The organism is Ruegeria halocynthiae, from assembly GCF_000743705.1.
Taxonomy (GTDB): Bacteria; Pseudomonadota; Alphaproteobacteria; order Rhodobacterales; family Rhodobacteraceae; genus Ruegeria; species Ruegeria halocynthiae_B.
On the sequence record NZ_JQEZ01000001.1, the window covers coordinates 706,681 to 721,294 of the forward strand.

Annotated in this window: 15 protein-coding genes; all 15 read right to left on the reverse strand. The window is 58.2% G+C overall.

The features are described from left to right. Nucleotides 1–8 precede the first annotated feature (8 nt). Nucleotides 9–758 carry a biotin--[acetyl-CoA-carboxylase] ligase gene (locus tag JT51_RS03420; RefSeq protein WP_037307817.1) on the reverse strand — a complete coding sequence of 250 codons (750 nt, stop codon included), beginning with the start codon at nucleotides 756–758 and terminating at the stop codon, nucleotides 9–11. Nucleotides 759–811: 53 nt separating this feature from the next. Beyond that, nucleotides 812–2,254, reverse strand: a complete 1,443-nt coding sequence (gene nuoN, locus JT51_RS03425) for an NADH-quinone oxidoreductase subunit NuoN (RefSeq protein WP_037307822.1) — start codon at nucleotides 2,252–2,254, stop codon at nucleotides 812–814. Nucleotides 2,255–2,269: 15 nt separating this feature from the next. Continuing rightward, nucleotides 2,270–3,814 (reverse strand): NADH-quinone oxidoreductase subunit M, encoded by a 1,545-nt coding sequence (locus JT51_RS03430; RefSeq protein ID WP_037307825.1) that lies wholly within the window; start codon nucleotides 3,812–3,814, stop codon nucleotides 2,270–2,272. Continuing rightward, complete coding sequence (gene nuoL, locus JT51_RS03435) at nucleotides 3,814–6,006, reverse strand: NADH-quinone oxidoreductase subunit L (RefSeq protein WP_037307827.1); 2,193 nt, start codon at nucleotides 6,004–6,006, stop codon at nucleotides 3,814–3,816. The genes JT51_RS03430 and nuoL overlap by 1 nt, the downstream gene beginning before the upstream one ends. A 6-nt stretch (nucleotides 6,007–6,012) precedes the next feature. Continuing rightward, complete coding sequence (gene nuoK, locus JT51_RS03440) at nucleotides 6,013–6,318, reverse strand: NADH-quinone oxidoreductase subunit NuoK (RefSeq protein WP_037307830.1); 306 nt, start codon at nucleotides 6,316–6,318, stop codon at nucleotides 6,013–6,015. 244 nt (nucleotides 6,319–6,562) lie between these two features. Continuing rightward, the gene (locus JT51_RS03445) at nucleotides 6,563–7,165 is read right to left on the reverse strand and encodes an NADH-quinone oxidoreductase subunit J (RefSeq protein ID WP_037307833.1); all 603 of its coding nucleotides are present in this window, start codon (nucleotides 7,163–7,165) and stop codon (nucleotides 6,563–6,565) included. Next, nucleotides 7,162–7,572, reverse strand: a complete 411-nt coding sequence (locus tag JT51_RS03450; protein WP_037307836.1) for a carboxymuconolactone decarboxylase family protein — start codon at nucleotides 7,570–7,572, stop codon at nucleotides 7,162–7,164. Before JT51_RS03450 ends, JT51_RS03445 begins: the two co-directional genes overlap by 4 nt. Continuing rightward, nucleotides 7,569–8,063: an NADH-quinone oxidoreductase subunit NuoI gene (nuoI, locus tag JT51_RS03455; RefSeq protein ID WP_037307839.1), complete on the reverse strand. Its 495-nt coding sequence runs from the start codon at nucleotides 8,061–8,063 to the stop codon at nucleotides 7,569–7,571. The genes JT51_RS03450 and nuoI overlap by 4 nt, the downstream gene beginning before the upstream one ends. A 3-nt stretch (nucleotides 8,064–8,066) precedes the next feature. Beyond that, nucleotides 8,067–8,684, reverse strand: a complete 618-nt coding sequence (locus JT51_RS03460) for a hypothetical protein (RefSeq protein ID WP_152563287.1) — start codon at nucleotides 8,682–8,684, stop codon at nucleotides 8,067–8,069. Nucleotides 8,685–8,719: 35 nt separating this feature from the next. Continuing rightward, nucleotides 8,720–9,757 carry an NADH-quinone oxidoreductase subunit NuoH gene (gene nuoH, locus JT51_RS03465; RefSeq protein ID WP_037307845.1) on the reverse strand — a complete coding sequence of 346 codons (1,038 nt, stop codon included), beginning with the start codon at nucleotides 9,755–9,757 and terminating at the stop codon, nucleotides 8,720–8,722. Nucleotides 9,758–9,964: 207 nt separating this feature from the next. Continuing rightward, complete coding sequence (gene nuoG / locus JT51_RS03475; RefSeq protein WP_037307850.1) at nucleotides 9,965–11,986, reverse strand: NADH-quinone oxidoreductase subunit NuoG; 2,022 nt, start codon at nucleotides 11,984–11,986, stop codon at nucleotides 9,965–9,967. Between the two features lie 3 nt (nucleotides 11,987–11,989). After that, a complete protein-coding gene (locus JT51_RS03480; protein WP_081894587.1) occupies nucleotides 11,990–12,394 on the reverse strand; it encodes a DUF5333 domain-containing protein in 405 nt (134 codons plus the stop codon). 98 nt (nucleotides 12,395–12,492) lie between these two features. After that, nucleotides 12,493–12,846 (reverse strand): hypothetical protein, encoded by a 354-nt coding sequence (locus JT51_RS03485; protein ID WP_051927433.1) that lies wholly within the window; start codon nucleotides 12,844–12,846, stop codon nucleotides 12,493–12,495. 41 nt (nucleotides 12,847–12,887) lie between these two features. After that, nucleotides 12,888–13,304, reverse strand: coding sequence for an MAPEG family protein (locus JT51_RS03490; protein ID WP_037307854.1), 417 nt, complete (start codon nucleotides 13,302–13,304; stop codon nucleotides 12,888–12,890). Nucleotides 13,305–13,309: 5 nt separating this feature from the next. Then, nucleotides 13,310–14,608, reverse strand: a complete 1,299-nt coding sequence (gene nuoF / locus JT51_RS03495) for an NADH-quinone oxidoreductase subunit NuoF (RefSeq protein WP_037307856.1) — start codon at nucleotides 14,606–14,608, stop codon at nucleotides 13,310–13,312. Nucleotides 14,609–14,614: the final 6 nt, after the last annotated feature.

Below are 14,614 nucleotides of genomic sequence, written 5' to 3' on the forward strand. Positions count from 1 at the left end.
CGCCCCTTTCAGAAATACACATCCGCCGCAGGTATGTTCACGCGGCCCTTGGCGGTTTTTAGGACAAGGTTGCCACCCGCGTCCACCGTTTCAAAAGTGCCCACCGTCTCGGACGCGGCCGTGCGGGCAGTGATCACCTCTCCCAGCCGCGCCGCGCGGGCCAGCCAGGCGGTGCGGATCGGTTCAAATCCATAGGTCTCAAACTGCGTTTCATAGCCCGCATAGGCGGCAGCCAGTTCCGTCAGGAAATCCTCGGGGCATACATCGGTGCCCGTCTCAGACAGCAATGAAACTGGCCGCACCGCACCCGGTTCGACCGCGCCAGGTGTCGGTGCCTCGGACAGGTTCACGCCGATCCCGATCGACAGATAGGCAAGCTCACGCCCCTGCCCGGTGCTTTCCAGCAGGATACCAGCCAATTTGCCACCGTTCAGCAACACATCATTGGGCCATTTCAACGACAACCCAGCCGCGCGCCCTGTGACCGCGACACAGGCATCGAACAGGGCCAGTGCCGCCACGAAACTGCGCAGTGCCGCTTGTTCGGGATTGCCTTGGGGGCGCATCAAAAGCGTCGTAGCCAGATTACCCTTGGGGTTGGCCCATACGCGCCCGCGTCGCCCGCGTGCCGCTGTTTGGTGGTGGGCCATGATCCACACCGGACCCTGTGCCGTCGGGGCGATGCGAGCCGCCTCATTCAGGGTACTGTCGACTTCCTGCACGACATGCAGCCCATATCCTTGTGGCCAATCCGTCATGTCAAAAAGGCCCGGTCAAAAGACCGAGCCCCTGCATTTGGATGGAATGCGCGTCAGTTAACAAGTGTTGCCGCGGCAGCAGCCGCCGCGCCTTCGATACCGAACTGATAGAAAATGCCAACCAGCATCAGCGCCGCCGACCCCATCAGGGCAACCCAAAGAACCGGCGAAGAGTGTGTCTCAATCGGGTCTTCGTTTTCATCCCCGAAATACATGTAAAACACGATCCGCAGATAGTAGAATGCACCGATGACCGAGGCAATCGCCGAGACAATCACCAGCCCCGTCAGCCCCGCATCAACGCCAGCCTGCCAGACGCCGAACTTGGCGAAAAAGCCCAGCATCGGCGGCACGCCCGCTAGCGAGAACATCAGGATAAGAACGGCCAACGCCTTGCCCGGTTCATGCCTTGAATACTGCCGCAGCGCGTCGATATCCGTGACTGGTTTTCCGTCCCGCTCCATCATCAAGATAAAGGCAAAGGTGCCGATATTCATGGTCACGTAGATCGCCAGATACATCAGCATCGCCTTGATGCCCATCTCGGTCCCGGCGGCCAGACCGATCAGCGCATACCCCATATGGGCAATCGACGAAAACGCCATCAGTCGCTTGATGTCACGTTGACCAATCGCGGCCACAGCACCCAACAACATCGACAGGACCGACAACAGTACGATGACCTGCTGCCAATCTTTGACCACCCCGCCAAACGCATCATGCAACACGCGGGCAAACAGGGCCATGGCCGCAACCTTGGGAGCGGTTGCAAAGAAAGCGGTGATCGGCGTGGGCGAACCTTCGTACACATCCGGCGTCCACATGTGGAACGGCACGGCGGACACTTTGAACGCCAGACCCGAAATCAGGAAGATCAAACCAAACAACAATCCAATCGACACGTCGCCATGGTGAACCGTCTGAATGATCCCCGAGAACAGCGTGGTACCCGTAAAGCCATAGATCAGCGACGCGCCATAAAGCAGCAAGCCCGAGCTGAGCGCGCCCAGCACAAAGTATTTCAGGCCCGCTTCGGTCGATTTCGCGCTGTCGCGACGCAGGGCGGCAACAACGTAAAGTGACAGGGATTGCAGCTCCAACCCCATGTAAAGCGACATCAGATCGCCCGCGCTGACCATCATCATCATGCCGACGGCCGCCAGAGCAATAAGCAGCGGGTATTCAAACCGCAGCAGGTCGCGACGCGCCATATACTCCTGGCTCATCACCAGAACGGCCGCAGCCGACAGCAGGATCGCGACTTTGGCAAACCGGGCAAAGCCGTCATCCACGAACATTCCATTGAATGCGACGTTTGTGCCATCGCCATTGGCCGCGATCCAGATCGCCAGCAAGGCCATCAACCCCGCCGTCGTCCAGACCAAAGCAGATGCCAACCCGTCTTTTGACGTGTAGACAGCCCCGACCAGCGCCACCATCGCATAGAGCGCCAGTACGATTTCCGGCAGGATTACAGTCAGATCAGCTTGGATCATGTCTCCAAAGCCCCCTTAATGCGAAGCGGCAGTCTGGGTCACGGCCTCAGCCGCGGCCAGAGCCGTGTCATAGTTCGAAATCAGCGCGGCGGTGGAATTGCCAATCACATCGGTCACCAGCGACGGGTAGACGCCCAGCAGGATCGTCATCACGATCAGCGGCGCAAAGATCAGCCGCTCGCGCGAGCTCATGTCGGTCATCGCTTTCAGGCTTTCCTTGATCAGATCGCCAAAGACCACCCGGCGATACAGCCAAAGCGCATAAGCGGCCGAGAAGATCACACCGGTTGCTGCCACTGCCGTCACCCAGGTGTTGACCTGGAACGCGCCCATCAGGGTCAGGAATTCACCGACAAACCCGGATGTACCCGGCAGGCCCACATTGGCCATGGTGAACAGCATGAAGACCAGCGCATAAGCCGGCATCCGGATTACCAGACCACCATAGGCTTCGATCTCGCGGGTGTGCATCCGGTCATAGATCACGCCAACGCACAGGAACAACGCAGCCGAGATGAACCCGTGGCTGAGCATCTGAAAGATGGCCCCATCAATCCCCTGCTGGTTTGCGGCAAAGATCCCCATGGTCACAAAACCCATATGCGCGACCGAGGAATAAGCGATCAGCTTTTTCATATCTTCCTGCACCAACGCCACCAGCGAGGTGTAGACAACGGCAATCGCCGACATCCAAAGGACAACATCGGTCATCACCGCAGATCCGATGGGGAACATCGGCAGGCTGAAGCGCAGGAAGCCATAGCCGCCCATCTTCAGCAGGATTGCCGCCAGAACAACAGAACCCGCCGTGGGCGCCTGGACGTGCGCATCCGGCAACCAGGTGTGCACCGGCCACATCGGCATCTTCACCGCAAAGCTGGCAAAAAAGGCCAGGAACATCAGCGTCTGCATCCCACCGACGACATAGACACCCAGAATACTGAACCCTTCCGAGGAGAACTGATGGCTCATCAGCGCCTCAATATCCGTGGTGCCCGCATCCGAATACATCGCCACCATGGCAACCAGCATCAGAACCGAGCCAAGGAAGGTGTACAGAAAGAACTTGAAGCTTGCGTAAATCCGGTTTGCCCCACCCCAGATGCCGATGATCAGGAACATCGGGATCAGGCCAGCCTCAAAGAACAGGTAGAACAGCACCAGATCCAGCGCCATGAACACGCCCAACATCAGCGTTTCCAGCAGCAGGAAGGCAATCATGTATTCTTTGACCCGCTCGGTCACGTTCCAGCTGGCCAGGATGGTCAACGGCATGATGAATGTGGTCAGCAGCACAAACAGAACGCTGATCCCGTCCACACCCATCTTGTATTTCAGACCCAGCAGCCATTCCCCTTCTTCCACCATCTGGAAGCCGGTGTTGGATGGATCAAAGCCTGTGTAGATGCCAATCGAGACCAGAAACGTCACCGTGGTCGCGACCAGCGCAACCCATTTCGCATTGCGCTGTGCGGCCACATCCTCGCCATGCAGGAACAGGGCCAGAATGCCTGCCGCCACAGCGGGAATGAAGGTGACGATGGAGAGGATATTATCCATTAGTGAGCGCCTCCGCCGATCGACATCCAGGTGACCAGGGCTGCGATACCCAGAACCATCCAGAAGGCGTAAGTAAAGATGTAGCCCGTCTGCGCCTTGCCTGCGAGGCGGGTAAAGAAGGGAACAACGCCCATGGCCACCCCGTTCAGGAACCCGTCGATGGTGTTGCCATCCCCGCGTTTCCACAGAAAGCGGCCAAGCGCGATGGTAGGTTTGACAAAGATCGCATTATAGATTTCGTCAAAGTACCACTTGTTCAACAGGAACAGGTACAGCGGACGCTGGTTCGCAGCCAGACGTGCAGGCAGCGACGTGTTCACGATGTAGAACCAGTAGGCCACGATAAAGCCGAGAACCATCGCAACAAAAGGCGAGACCTTGACCCATTTCGGAGCCGCATGGGCATCGTCCAGCACATGGTTGTCCGGTGCCATATACAGCGCACCCTCGCCCGGCTCACCCGCAAAAACATAGTGATGATCGCCACCATGTGCGTCTTTCTCACCGTGGGTGTCGTCTCCGTGACCTTCATCGACGTGCGCCGTGTCGGCATGGCCGATATCCGCATGCGCGTCATCGCCGTGATGCGCCTCGGCCGTGCCGTCTTGGACATGCGCCGCGTGGGTGTCCGCATCATGACCTTCGGCGTGCTCGGACGCTTCGGCCACCGGAATGCCATAGAACTTGCCGACCTTGTCCGCGTGACCAAAGAAGCTGCCATACCACAGCATCCCTGAAAACACCGCGCCCAGCGACAGAACCCCCAGCGGGATCAACATGGTCATCGGGCTTTCGTGCGCATGATCATGCGTGTGTTTGTCGCCGCGTTCCTCACCATAGAAGGTCAGGAAGATCAGACGCCAGCTGTAAAACGAGGTGAACATCGCTGCGATCACCAGCATCCAGAAGGCATAACCGGTCCCACCGGCAAAGGCGCTTTCAATGATGGCGTCTTTGGACAGGAACCCGGCAAAGCCGAATGTGGTCAGCGGAATACCAACGCCGGTGATGGCCAGCGTACCGATCATCATTGCGGCAAAGGTATACGGGATTTTCTTACGCAAACCGCCGTATTCCGTCATCTCCTGCTCATGATGCATCGCGTGGATCACGGAACCCGCCCCAAGGAACAACAGCGCCTTGAAGAACGCGTGTGTCAGCAGGTGGAACATCGCTGCCGAGTACATGCCGACGCCTGCGGCAACAAACATGTAGCCCAGCTGCGAACAGGTCGAATAGGCAATCACACGTTTGATGTCGGTTTGCACCAGGCCAACGGTCGCCGCAAAGAACGCGGTAGACGCGCCAAGGAACGTGATGAATCCGGTCGCACCCGGCGCGAATTCCATCAGCGGCGACATGCGGCAGATCAGGAAAACACCCGCCGTCACCATGGTTGCCGCGTGGATCAGCGCCGACACAGGTGTCGGGCCTTCCATCGCGTCGGGCAGCCAGGTGTGCAGGATCAACTGCGCCGATTTACCCATCGCGCCGATGAACAGAAGAACACAGATAACTTCAATGGCGCTCCACTCACCCCACAGGAAATGCAACTGTGTTTCTGCCAGTTTCGGTGCCGATGCGAAGATGTCCGAGAAATTGATGCTGTCCGTCAGGAAGAACAGCGCAAAGATTCCCAGCGCAAAGCCGAAGTCACCGACACGGTTGACGATAAAGGCCTTCATCGCAGCCGCATTCGCCGTCGGTTTGCGATAGTAGAACCCAATCAACAGATAGGACGCAACACCCACGCCTTCCCAGCCAAAGAACATCTGAACCAGGTTATCCGCCGTCACCAGCATCAGCATGGCAAAGGTAAAGAAGGACAAATAGGCAAAGAAGCGTGGCTTATAGCTTTCGCCTTCGCGCCATTGCGGGTCGTGATCCATGTAGCCAAAGGAATACAGGTGCACCAAAGCCGAAACGGTGGTCACCACGATCAGCATGATCGCGGTCAGCCGGTCCAGACGCACGGCCCAGCTGGTCGACAGCGATCCGCTTTCGATCCAGCGCAGAATTTCGATGTGCTGGGTATGCCCGTCGAAGGATAGGAACACGATCCAGCTGAGCAGACAGGCCAGAAACAACAGACCCGTGGCCGTCCACATGGCGGCTTTTTCGCCAATGAACTTCCAGCCAAAGCCGCACAGAATTGCGCCCACCAGCGGGGCAAAGAGGATGGTGGTTTCCATGGTCTCTTACCCCTTCATCATATTGACGTCTTCGACCGCGATGGTGCCGCGGATCCGGAAGAAGCAAACCAGAATGGCCAGGCCAATCGCCGCCTCGGCCGCCGCAACGGTCAGAACGAACAGCGTAAACACCTGCCCAACCAGATCGCCAAGGAAGCTGGAGAACGCCACGAGGTTGATATTCACCGCCAGCAACATCAGTTCGATGCTCATCAGCAGAATGATGACGTTCTTGCGGTTCAGGAAGAGACCGAAGATGCCGATGACGAACAGCGTCGCCGCGACCGTGAGGTAGTGTTCAAGTCCGATCATGGTAGCAAGCTTTCGTATAGCTGGATAAGTCCGGGTCTTTGGTCAATGCAACCAAACGGAAAAGAGCATATTGACCCATTAAGTGGTTCGACGAACGACCCTACAGCTTCTGTGTCCATCCCTGGAACATCCGGGCCAAATGACCCGCTCCAAGGATGTGAGCCTGCGAGAGCATTCGTTCCGAAGACACCGACCTGCGACGCAACAACACTAAGAGTGGCAACGGCAAATATCGCTTTACGCATCACAACCCCTGCCCCGGTTTCACGTCTTTCAGCTCCATCGCCTTGGCCGGGTCGCGCATCATCTGGCCGATGATGTCCTGACGCTTGATGTCCTTGCGGTGGCGCAGGGTCAGCACAATGGCTCCGATCATGGCTACCAGCAGGATCAGACCCGCCAGTTGGAACAGAAGGAAGTATTGATCATAAAGGATGACACCCAACGCTTCGGTGTTGTGGCGATCCACCGGCACCGGCTGCGCCAGATTGGCCGACGCACCCTGCGCGCTGTCCCAGGCGCCAAAGGCCATAACGAACTGCATCAGGATGACCAGACCGATCAGCAAGGCCAGCGGCATATAGCGTGCCATCTCGGCCTTCAATTCGGCAAAATCCACGTCCAGCATCATCACCACGAACAGGAACAGCACCGCGACCGCGCCGACATAGACGATGATCAGCAGCATCGCCACGAACTCAGCCCCCAGCAACACGAACAGCCCCGCCGCGGACAGGAAAGACAGGATCAGCCACAGCACCGAGTGTACCGGCTGGCGGCTGATCACCGTGAACAGCCCACCGGTGATGGCGCTAATGGCAAACAGATAGAAGGCAAAGACGGTCATTGATCCTCATCCTCGTTATCGCCCATGACCTCTTGCGCCAGATCCAGCGCGCGGGTCATGGCCGGGATGCCGGCAAAGACCGACATCTGACCGATCGTTTCCACGATCTCTTGTTTCTTGGCACCAGCCTCCAGCGCGTGGCGTACGGTCTGACGCAACGTGGCGTCAGCCTGCGCGCCCTGACAGGTCAGCCCGGCCAGCGTCAGCAGCAGGCGGGTCTTGGCATCCAGACCGTCCTTGTTGACGGTGTTGCCGAACATCATCTCCATGACCTCTTTGGGCATGGTGGGCCACAGCGTCTCGAACCCTTTGGGCGAGAAATTCTCGAGCCCCGGGTTCATCGCCTTGGCCATGTCCTGCGCCTGTTTGAGCATCTGCTCAAAGGGATTTGTGGGGTTGTCGCTCATCTGTACGGTGCGTCCATTTCCAGATTGCGGGCAATCTCGGCTTCCCAGCGTTCGCCGTTATCCAGCAGTTTTTCCTTGTCGTAGAACAGCTCTTCGCGGGTTTCCGTGGCAAATTCAAAATTCGGACCTTCGACGATGGCATCGACCGGACAGGCCTCCTGACAGAAACCGCAATAGATGCATTTGGTCATGTCGATGTCGTACCGCGTGGTGCGGCGGCTGCCGTCTTCGCGCGGTTCGGCGTCGATGGTGATGGCTTGCGCCGGGCAAATCGCTTCACACAGCTTGCAGGCGATGCAGCGCTCCTCGCCATTCGGGTAACGGCGCAGAGCGTGCTCCCCGCGGAACCGAGGGCTAAGCGGGCCCTTTTCATGCGGATAGTTCAAGGTGGCTTTGGGGGCGAAGAAATACTTCAGCCCCAGCTTCATGCCGACCCAGAAGTCCTGCAGCAGAAAATACTTGGCGGCGCGAGTGTAGTCGATTTGGGTCATGGCCTAGGACTTCCTCTGAAATGGCAACTTGGACAACTCATCACAGCGCCCCCCGATTTCTGCCGCGATTTCGCTGGCTATCTCGATCATCTGCTCTTTAGCATCCGTTGCATTGGGATCAATCGCCAGTACACGGTTATCGAATTCGCGCTGGCGAATACACTCGCCCAGATCAACCGTATTCAACAAAGCACCGACTGTCGCAGTGTCTGGAATCTTCCCGGATTCAATACCCCATTCGACGAAAGCTTGCAGAAACGCCCGGTCTTCCTGTGTCAGCCAAAGACATTCGGACAGGCTTAGAAGTGCTTCGGATTTTCCCCGCATATCATTTGAAATCGGTTCACCATTGGCTAGGTGACTCCGGTAAACCGCCATGTCACCGGCCTGCCATGCCATCACAATAACACCGACTGCATATTTATCGAACGCTGCGTGCTGTGCCGGATCAATCCGTGGATCAAGCCCGCCTGTATGCTCTGCGAGATTTTGTAAAACTTCGTCAGCGTATTCAGATAGAACCTCGACTTCTGGCCCGCAGAACCCACGTGCCAATTCCAGTAAACTCCGTTGTTCCAGGGGTTCCGCGTCCTCGGCTGCAACACTGCCCGCAATAACCATCGTGAAAACCACCAACAGATTTCGCAGACGCACCCTCATCCCCCGACACTCCAACGCGCAAACGCACCCCAGAACCAGTCAAACCTCGCCGCGAAGGCCACGAATACCACCCAGGCCAGCGAGAACGGCAGGAACACTTTCCAACCCAGTCGCATCAGCTGGTCATAGCGGTAGCGGGGCGTGATCGCCTTGACCATCGCGAAGAGGAAGAAGAAGAACGCCATCTTGCCGACCATCCACAGGACGCCATCCGGCAAGCCGGGGATCGGTGACAGCCAGCCGCCGAAGAACAGCAGCGTGGTCAGGGCGCACATCAGGAAGATGGCGATGTATTCACCCGCCATGAATAGCAGGAAGGGCGTGGCCGAATATTCGACCTGATAGCCTGCGACCAGTTCCGATTCCGCCTCGGGCAGGTCAAAGGGCGGGCGGTTGGTTTCGGCCAGCGCCGAGATGAAGAACAAAAAGACCATCGGGAAATGCGGCAACCAGTACCAATTGAACAACCCGAACGAGCCGTCCTGCGCATGTACGATCGCCCCAAAGTTCATCGACCCGGTCGAGATGATGACACCAACGATGATCAGCCCGATCGAGACTTCGTATGAAATCATCTGCGCGGCAGAGCGTAGCGAGCCCAGGAACGGGTACTTTGAGTTCGACGCCCAACCGCCCATAATCACGCCATAAACCTCCAATGAGGACACGGCAAAGACATAGAGGATGGCGACATTGATATCGGACAGAACCCAGCCGTCATTGAACGGGATCACCGCCCAAGCGATCATGGCCAAAACAAAGGAGGTCAGCGGAGCAAGGATGAACACCGTGCGGTCGGCCCCTGCAGGGATCACCACCTCTTTGACCACATATTTCAGCGCATCGGCCACCGACTGCAGCAGGCCATAGATGCCGACCACGTTCGGGCCGCGCCGCATCTGAACGGCGGCCCAAATCTTGCGGTCGCCATACACGAGGAACAACAGCGAGATCATCACAAACGCAACAACTGCAAGCACTTGCGCCAGAATGATGATGGCTATTCCGCCTGGGGTGTTAAAGAAATCAGCCATTGGTCCTCACACCGTGGGTATTCCGTTTTCCGCGTGCGATACGAAGGCCATGTGCCTGCGCGAACAGCGGCTGGGTCGGCGCGTTGGTGTAAACAGCATCCGCCGCCCATACGCCACCCTTTTTATTGAGATTCTTGCGCATTTCTTCGACGACCGCACCACGTATTTCAGCCCGCGTGTCGTTGTGCGTTATAAGACAGGTCCGCCTCATTCCGCAGCGATCTTCTGGTTCTTGCGGGCCAAAGCCTGCGCCGACAATTCCGCCATCAGTTGCGATGCGCGTGCGATTGGGTTCGTCAGGTAGAAGTCCTTGACCGTGTTGCGGAAAGTGGCCTTGCCCAGCGGCGCTGCAGGCAGCGGTTGCACCTCGTTTTCGATTACCTTGTCAATGCGGGACAGATGCGGGACCGTCGCAATCAACGCGGTGCGCAACTGCGCCAGCGAGTCATAGGGAAGCACGGCATCCAGTTCGGCCGACAAGGCCCGCAGGATGGCCCAGTTTTCCTTGGCTTCACCCGGGGCAAACCCGGCACGCATCGCCAATTGCGGACGGCCTTCGGTGTTCACGAACAGCCCGTTTTCCTCGGTGTAGGCAGCAGATGGCAGGATCACGTCAGCGCGGTGTGCGCCCCGGTCACCATGGCTGCCCTGATAGATCACAAAGGCCCCTTCGCCGATCTCGACCTCATCCGCGCCCAGGCAGTAAATCACATCCGCTGAATTGATGGCATCCAGGCCGTTCTCGTTGGTGGCATCCACGTCCAAAGCACCGACCCGTGCGGCAGCGGTATGCAGAACGATCAGCCCGCTTTCCGTATTTGCGGCTATGGTTTGCGCAGCCGCCAGAACAGCGGCGCCATCCGCCTCTTGCAGCGCGCCCTGCCCGACGATGACCAGCGAGGGTTTGGCCTTGATCTCATCATCACCGCCCATATCGACAACCTGCTGCAACGCCGCGCGGTCATCACCGATGTGGTGGTATTCGAAGGTCAGATCGACGGACGGACCGACCAATGCCACCTCGGCCCCGTTGGCCCAGGCCCGGCGCAGACGCGCATTCAGAACCGGCGCTTCATCGCGCGGGTTGGTTCCGATCAGCAGGATACGCTCGGCTGTGTCGATGTCTTCAATTGCGGCGGTTCCGACATAAGCGCTGCGATTGCCCGCAGGCAGCTTGGCACCATCGGTGCGGCATTCGACAACACCGCCCTGCCCTTCGATCATCTGCTTCAGGGCAAAAACCGCTTCGACCGGGGCCAGATCACCCACGATCCCTGCGGGTTTTTCAGCGCCCTTCAGCGCCTCGCCCGCCTTGGTCAGCGCTTCGGGCCAGGTGGCCGGGCGCAGCTTACCGTTTTCGCGCACATAAGGCTTATCCAACCGCTGACGGCGCAGACCGTCCCAGACAAAGCGGGTCTTGTCGCTGATCCATTCCTCGTTCACACCGTCGTGGTTGCGTGGCAGAAAGCGCATCACTTCGCGACCCTTGGTGTCCACGCGGGTGTTCGACCCCAGCGCGTCCATTACATCAATGGATTCGGTCTTGGTCAGCTCCCACGGGCGCGCGGTAAAGGCATAAGGTTTCGAGGTCAGCGCACCCACCGGACACAGGTCAATGATGTTGCCCTGCATGTTCGAATCCAGCGTCTGGTTCAGATATGAGGTGATCTCGGCATCCTCGCCGCGTCCGGTCTGACCCATCTGGGTGATCCCGGCGACTTCGGTCGTGAAACGCACGCACCGGGTACAGCTGATGCAGCGGGTCATCGCCGTGCCGACCAACGGCCCCAGATCCAGATCGTCAACCGCGCGCTTGGCTTCCTTGAACCGCGTGCCAGACATGCCATAGGCCATTGCCTGATCCTGCAGATCACATTCGCCGCCCTGATCGCAGATCGGGCAATCCAGCGGGTGGTTGATGAGCAGAAACTCCATCACACCTTCGCGGGCCTTCTTGACCATGGGCGAGTTCGTCTTGACCACCGGGGCCTGCCCTTCGGGGCCGGGCCGCAGGTCACGCACCTGCATGGCGCAGGACGCCGCAGGTTTCGGCGGGCCGCCAACAACCTCGACCAGGCACATCCGGCAGTTTCCGGCAATCGACAGGCGTTCGTGATAGCAAAACCGCGGCACCTCGACCCCGGCTTGCTCACAAGCCTGAATCAGGGTCATCGCGCCATCGACTTCGATTTCCTGCCCGTCGATATTTACCTTACGGAGGTCAGACATGGTCTAGTTCGCCCTCAAATAAACGCCTATGGCGCTGTTTCTTTCAATCTCTGCCCGTCCCAGCGTGCAGAATGAATTGGGGTCATCGTAAGAGACACCGTGGCGGCCCAGATACTGCTCGCCCTTGGCGCGCATCCGGTCCTTTTCGGCATCCGAGTCCACATAGGCCCGGATTTCACTGTCCGAATACCCCAGTTTGTTTGCTTTTGACTTCAGTCCCCACATCACCCCGATCGCCTTCAGTCGACGCCCGCTGATCGACGGGCAGTATTCCGAAATTTCATTTGCGATGCCGATGTAATAGAGTTCGTCGTCGATCTCCTTGACATCGCGCAAGGGCGGTTTGGCTTCGGCCATTGCGGGCAAAGCCACACAAGTCAGCAGAGCAATCGTTTTCACACCACACATGATAGATCCTTTCGTCTTGGGAAACCCAAGACGACGGACAGCCGCGTTGCTATGCAATAACAACGCACGCGCCCCTGTGTGATATGACGAATCCCGCATCATGGCCGTTGGCAAGTGCCTGCAAATGTCAGTTTGTCATCACTGATACGAAGATTTTTGGGTTCAGTATCGGGCCCAACCTTCCACACAATTCGGGAAGAGCCGAAATTCGCGATACAGAATTTGATCCCTTCATACCGGCCAGCCTCGCGCGCGCCATCCAGCGATGCGGACACGCCTTTGACGACGACCGTAAAGTCGGTTCGCGACACTTTTTTGTCGACGACTTTGGCCTTGGCCCGAAAGGACTGTCCGTCAAAGTTGACCCGATCACTCGACGAAGTAACCGTCCCGCAACCTGCAACAATCGACAGCGCCACCAGTGCGCCAACGGCAGGAATACGAATGTTCATTTGTCTGAACTTTGCCAAACGCTTATCACCACGTGCCATCATCAGAATGCAGCCACCAATGCCATGATCCCCATCACGAACATGCACGCCCAACCGATCACATAAAGCACCGAGCGCAAGCCGCTGTTGGGTTTGCCGATACCGCGGATGTGGACGACCAACATGACCATACGCGCCGCCAAAGCGACCGACGCCAGCACGTTCACCCAGAACGGGCTGACCCCCATCAGGATTGCCGCGACCGTGACCGCCGCATAAGCAGGCAGGGTTTCTGTGCCGTTCAGATAGGCCCGGTTCAGACGATAGGCGTTATCGGCATAGTCCTGTTCAGGCGTCGCCCCGGGCGCCAGCCCCTTGCCCTGTTTGGCCAGTGCCGAGAATGGCGCCAAAAACAGGACGACCAGGGTGAAAATCACCACAGACGCAATTGCGTGGCCATAATCTGCGAAAACGTCCATTGGGTTTACTCCGCTGCCATTGCACCCATGCGGCCCGATTTCTGGGCCTTGATGCGATCTTCGATTTCTTCGCGGAAATTGCGGATAAGGCCCTGAATCGGCCAGGCCGCCGCGTCACCAAGAGCACAGATTGTGTGACCTTCGACCTGTTTGGTCACATCGAACAACATGTCGATCTCTTCCGGCTCCGCCTCGCCGCGCACAAGACGGTCCATTACCCGCATCATCCAGCCGGTGCCTTCACGGCACGGCGTACACTGGCCACAGCTTTCGTGCTTGTAGAATTTCGAAAGCCGCCAGATCGCCTTGATGATGTCGGTGGATTTGTCCATCACGATCACCGCTGCCGTCCCCAGGCCCGAGCCCAGATCGTTGCGCAAGTAATCGAAATCCATGATCGCATCGCGCATGTTTTCACCGCGCACGCATGGCACCGACGATCCACCGGGGATCACCGCCAGCAGGTTGTCCCAGCCGCCGCGAATACCGCCGCAATGCGTCTCGATCAGATCTTCGAACGAAATCGACATCGCCTCTTCGACGACGCAGGGGGTGTTCACATGGCCCGAGATCGCAAACAGCTTGGTGCCCGCGTTGTTCTGACGGCCAAAACCTGCGAACCAATCGGCCCCGCGCCGCAGGATCGTCGGCACAACGGCGATTGATTCCACGTTGTTCACCGTGGTCGGACAGCCATAAAGACCCGCCCCCGCAGGGAAAGGCGGCTTCATGCGTGGCATACCCTTCTTGCCCTCAAGGCTTTCGATCAGCGCGGTTTCTTCACCGCAAATGTACGCCCCTGCCCCATGATGCAGGAACAGGTCGAAATCCCAGCCAGAGCCAGCCGCGTTCTTACCCAACAGCCCCGAGTCGTACGCCTCATCAATCGCGGCTTGCAGCGCCTCACGCTCGCGGATGTACTCGCCGCGCAGGTAGATATAGCAGGTATGCGCATTCATCGCGAAAGACGCGATCAGGCAACCCTCGATCAACGTGTGCGGATCATGGCGCATGATCTCGCGGTCCTTGCAAGTTCCGGGTTCGGATTCATCTGCGTTTACCACCAGATACGCCGGGCGACCGTCGCTTTCCTTGGGCATGAACGACCACTTCAATCCGGTCGGGAAGCCCGCACCACCACGACCACGCAGCCCCGAATCCTTCATCGTCTGGATGATCCAGTCGCGCCCGTTTCCAATCAGGCCAGCAGTGCCGTCCCAATGCCCCCGGGCTTGCGCGCCTTTCAACGTGCGCTCATGCATCCCGTAGATGTTGGTAAAGATCCGGTCCTGATCCTTCAGCATCGCTAG

Coding starts and splice junctions, on each gene's coding strand:
- nuoG (WP_037307850.1), bottom strand. CDS start 11,986: ATGTCTGACCTCCGTAAGGTAAATATCGACGGGCAGGAAATCGAAGTC.
- JT51_RS03445 (WP_037307833.1), bottom strand. CDS start 7,165: ATGACCGTCTTTGCCTTCTATCTGTTTGCCATTAGCGCCATCACCGGT.
- nuoK (WP_037307830.1), bottom strand. CDS start 6,318: ATGATCGGACTTGAACACTACCTCACGGTCGCGGCGACGCTGTTCGTC.
- nuoH (WP_037307845.1), bottom strand. CDS start 9,757: ATGGCTGATTTCTTTAACACCCCAGGCGGAATAGCCATCATCATTCTG.
- JT51_RS03460 (WP_152563287.1), bottom strand. CDS start 8,684: ATGGTTATTGCGGGCAGTGTTGCAGCCGAGGACGCGGAACCCCTGGAA.
- nuoF (WP_037307856.1), bottom strand. CDS start 14,608: ATGCTGAAGGATCAGGACCGGATCTTTACCAACATCTACGGGATGCAT.
- nuoL (WP_037307827.1), bottom strand. CDS start 6,006: ATGGAAACCACCATCCTCTTTGCCCCGCTGGTGGGCGCAATTCTGTGC.
- JT51_RS03485 (WP_051927433.1), bottom strand. CDS start 12,846: ATGAACATTCGTATTCCTGCCGTTGGCGCACTGGTGGCGCTGTCGATT.
- nuoI (WP_037307839.1), bottom strand. CDS start 8,063: ATGACCCAAATCGACTACACTCGCGCCGCCAAGTATTTTCTGCTGCAG.
- JT51_RS03490 (WP_037307854.1), bottom strand. CDS start 13,304: ATGGACGTTTTCGCAGATTATGGCCACGCAATTGCGTCTGTGGTGATT.
- nuoN (WP_037307822.1), bottom strand. CDS start 2,254: ATGATCCAAGCTGATCTGACTGTAATCCTGCCGGAAATCGTACTGGCG.
- JT51_RS03450 (WP_037307836.1), bottom strand. CDS start 7,572: ATGAGCGACAACCCCACAAATCCCTTTGAGCAGATGCTCAAACAGGCG.
- JT51_RS03430 (WP_037307825.1), bottom strand. CDS start 3,814: ATGGATAATATCCTCTCCATCGTCACCTTCATTCCCGCTGTGGCGGCA.
- JT51_RS03420 (WP_037307817.1), bottom strand. CDS start 758: ATGACGGATTGGCCACAAGGATATGGGCTGCATGTCGTGCAGGAAGTC.
- JT51_RS03480 (WP_081894587.1), bottom strand. CDS start 12,394: ATGTGTGGTGTGAAAACGATTGCTCTGCTGACTTGTGTGGCTTTGCCC.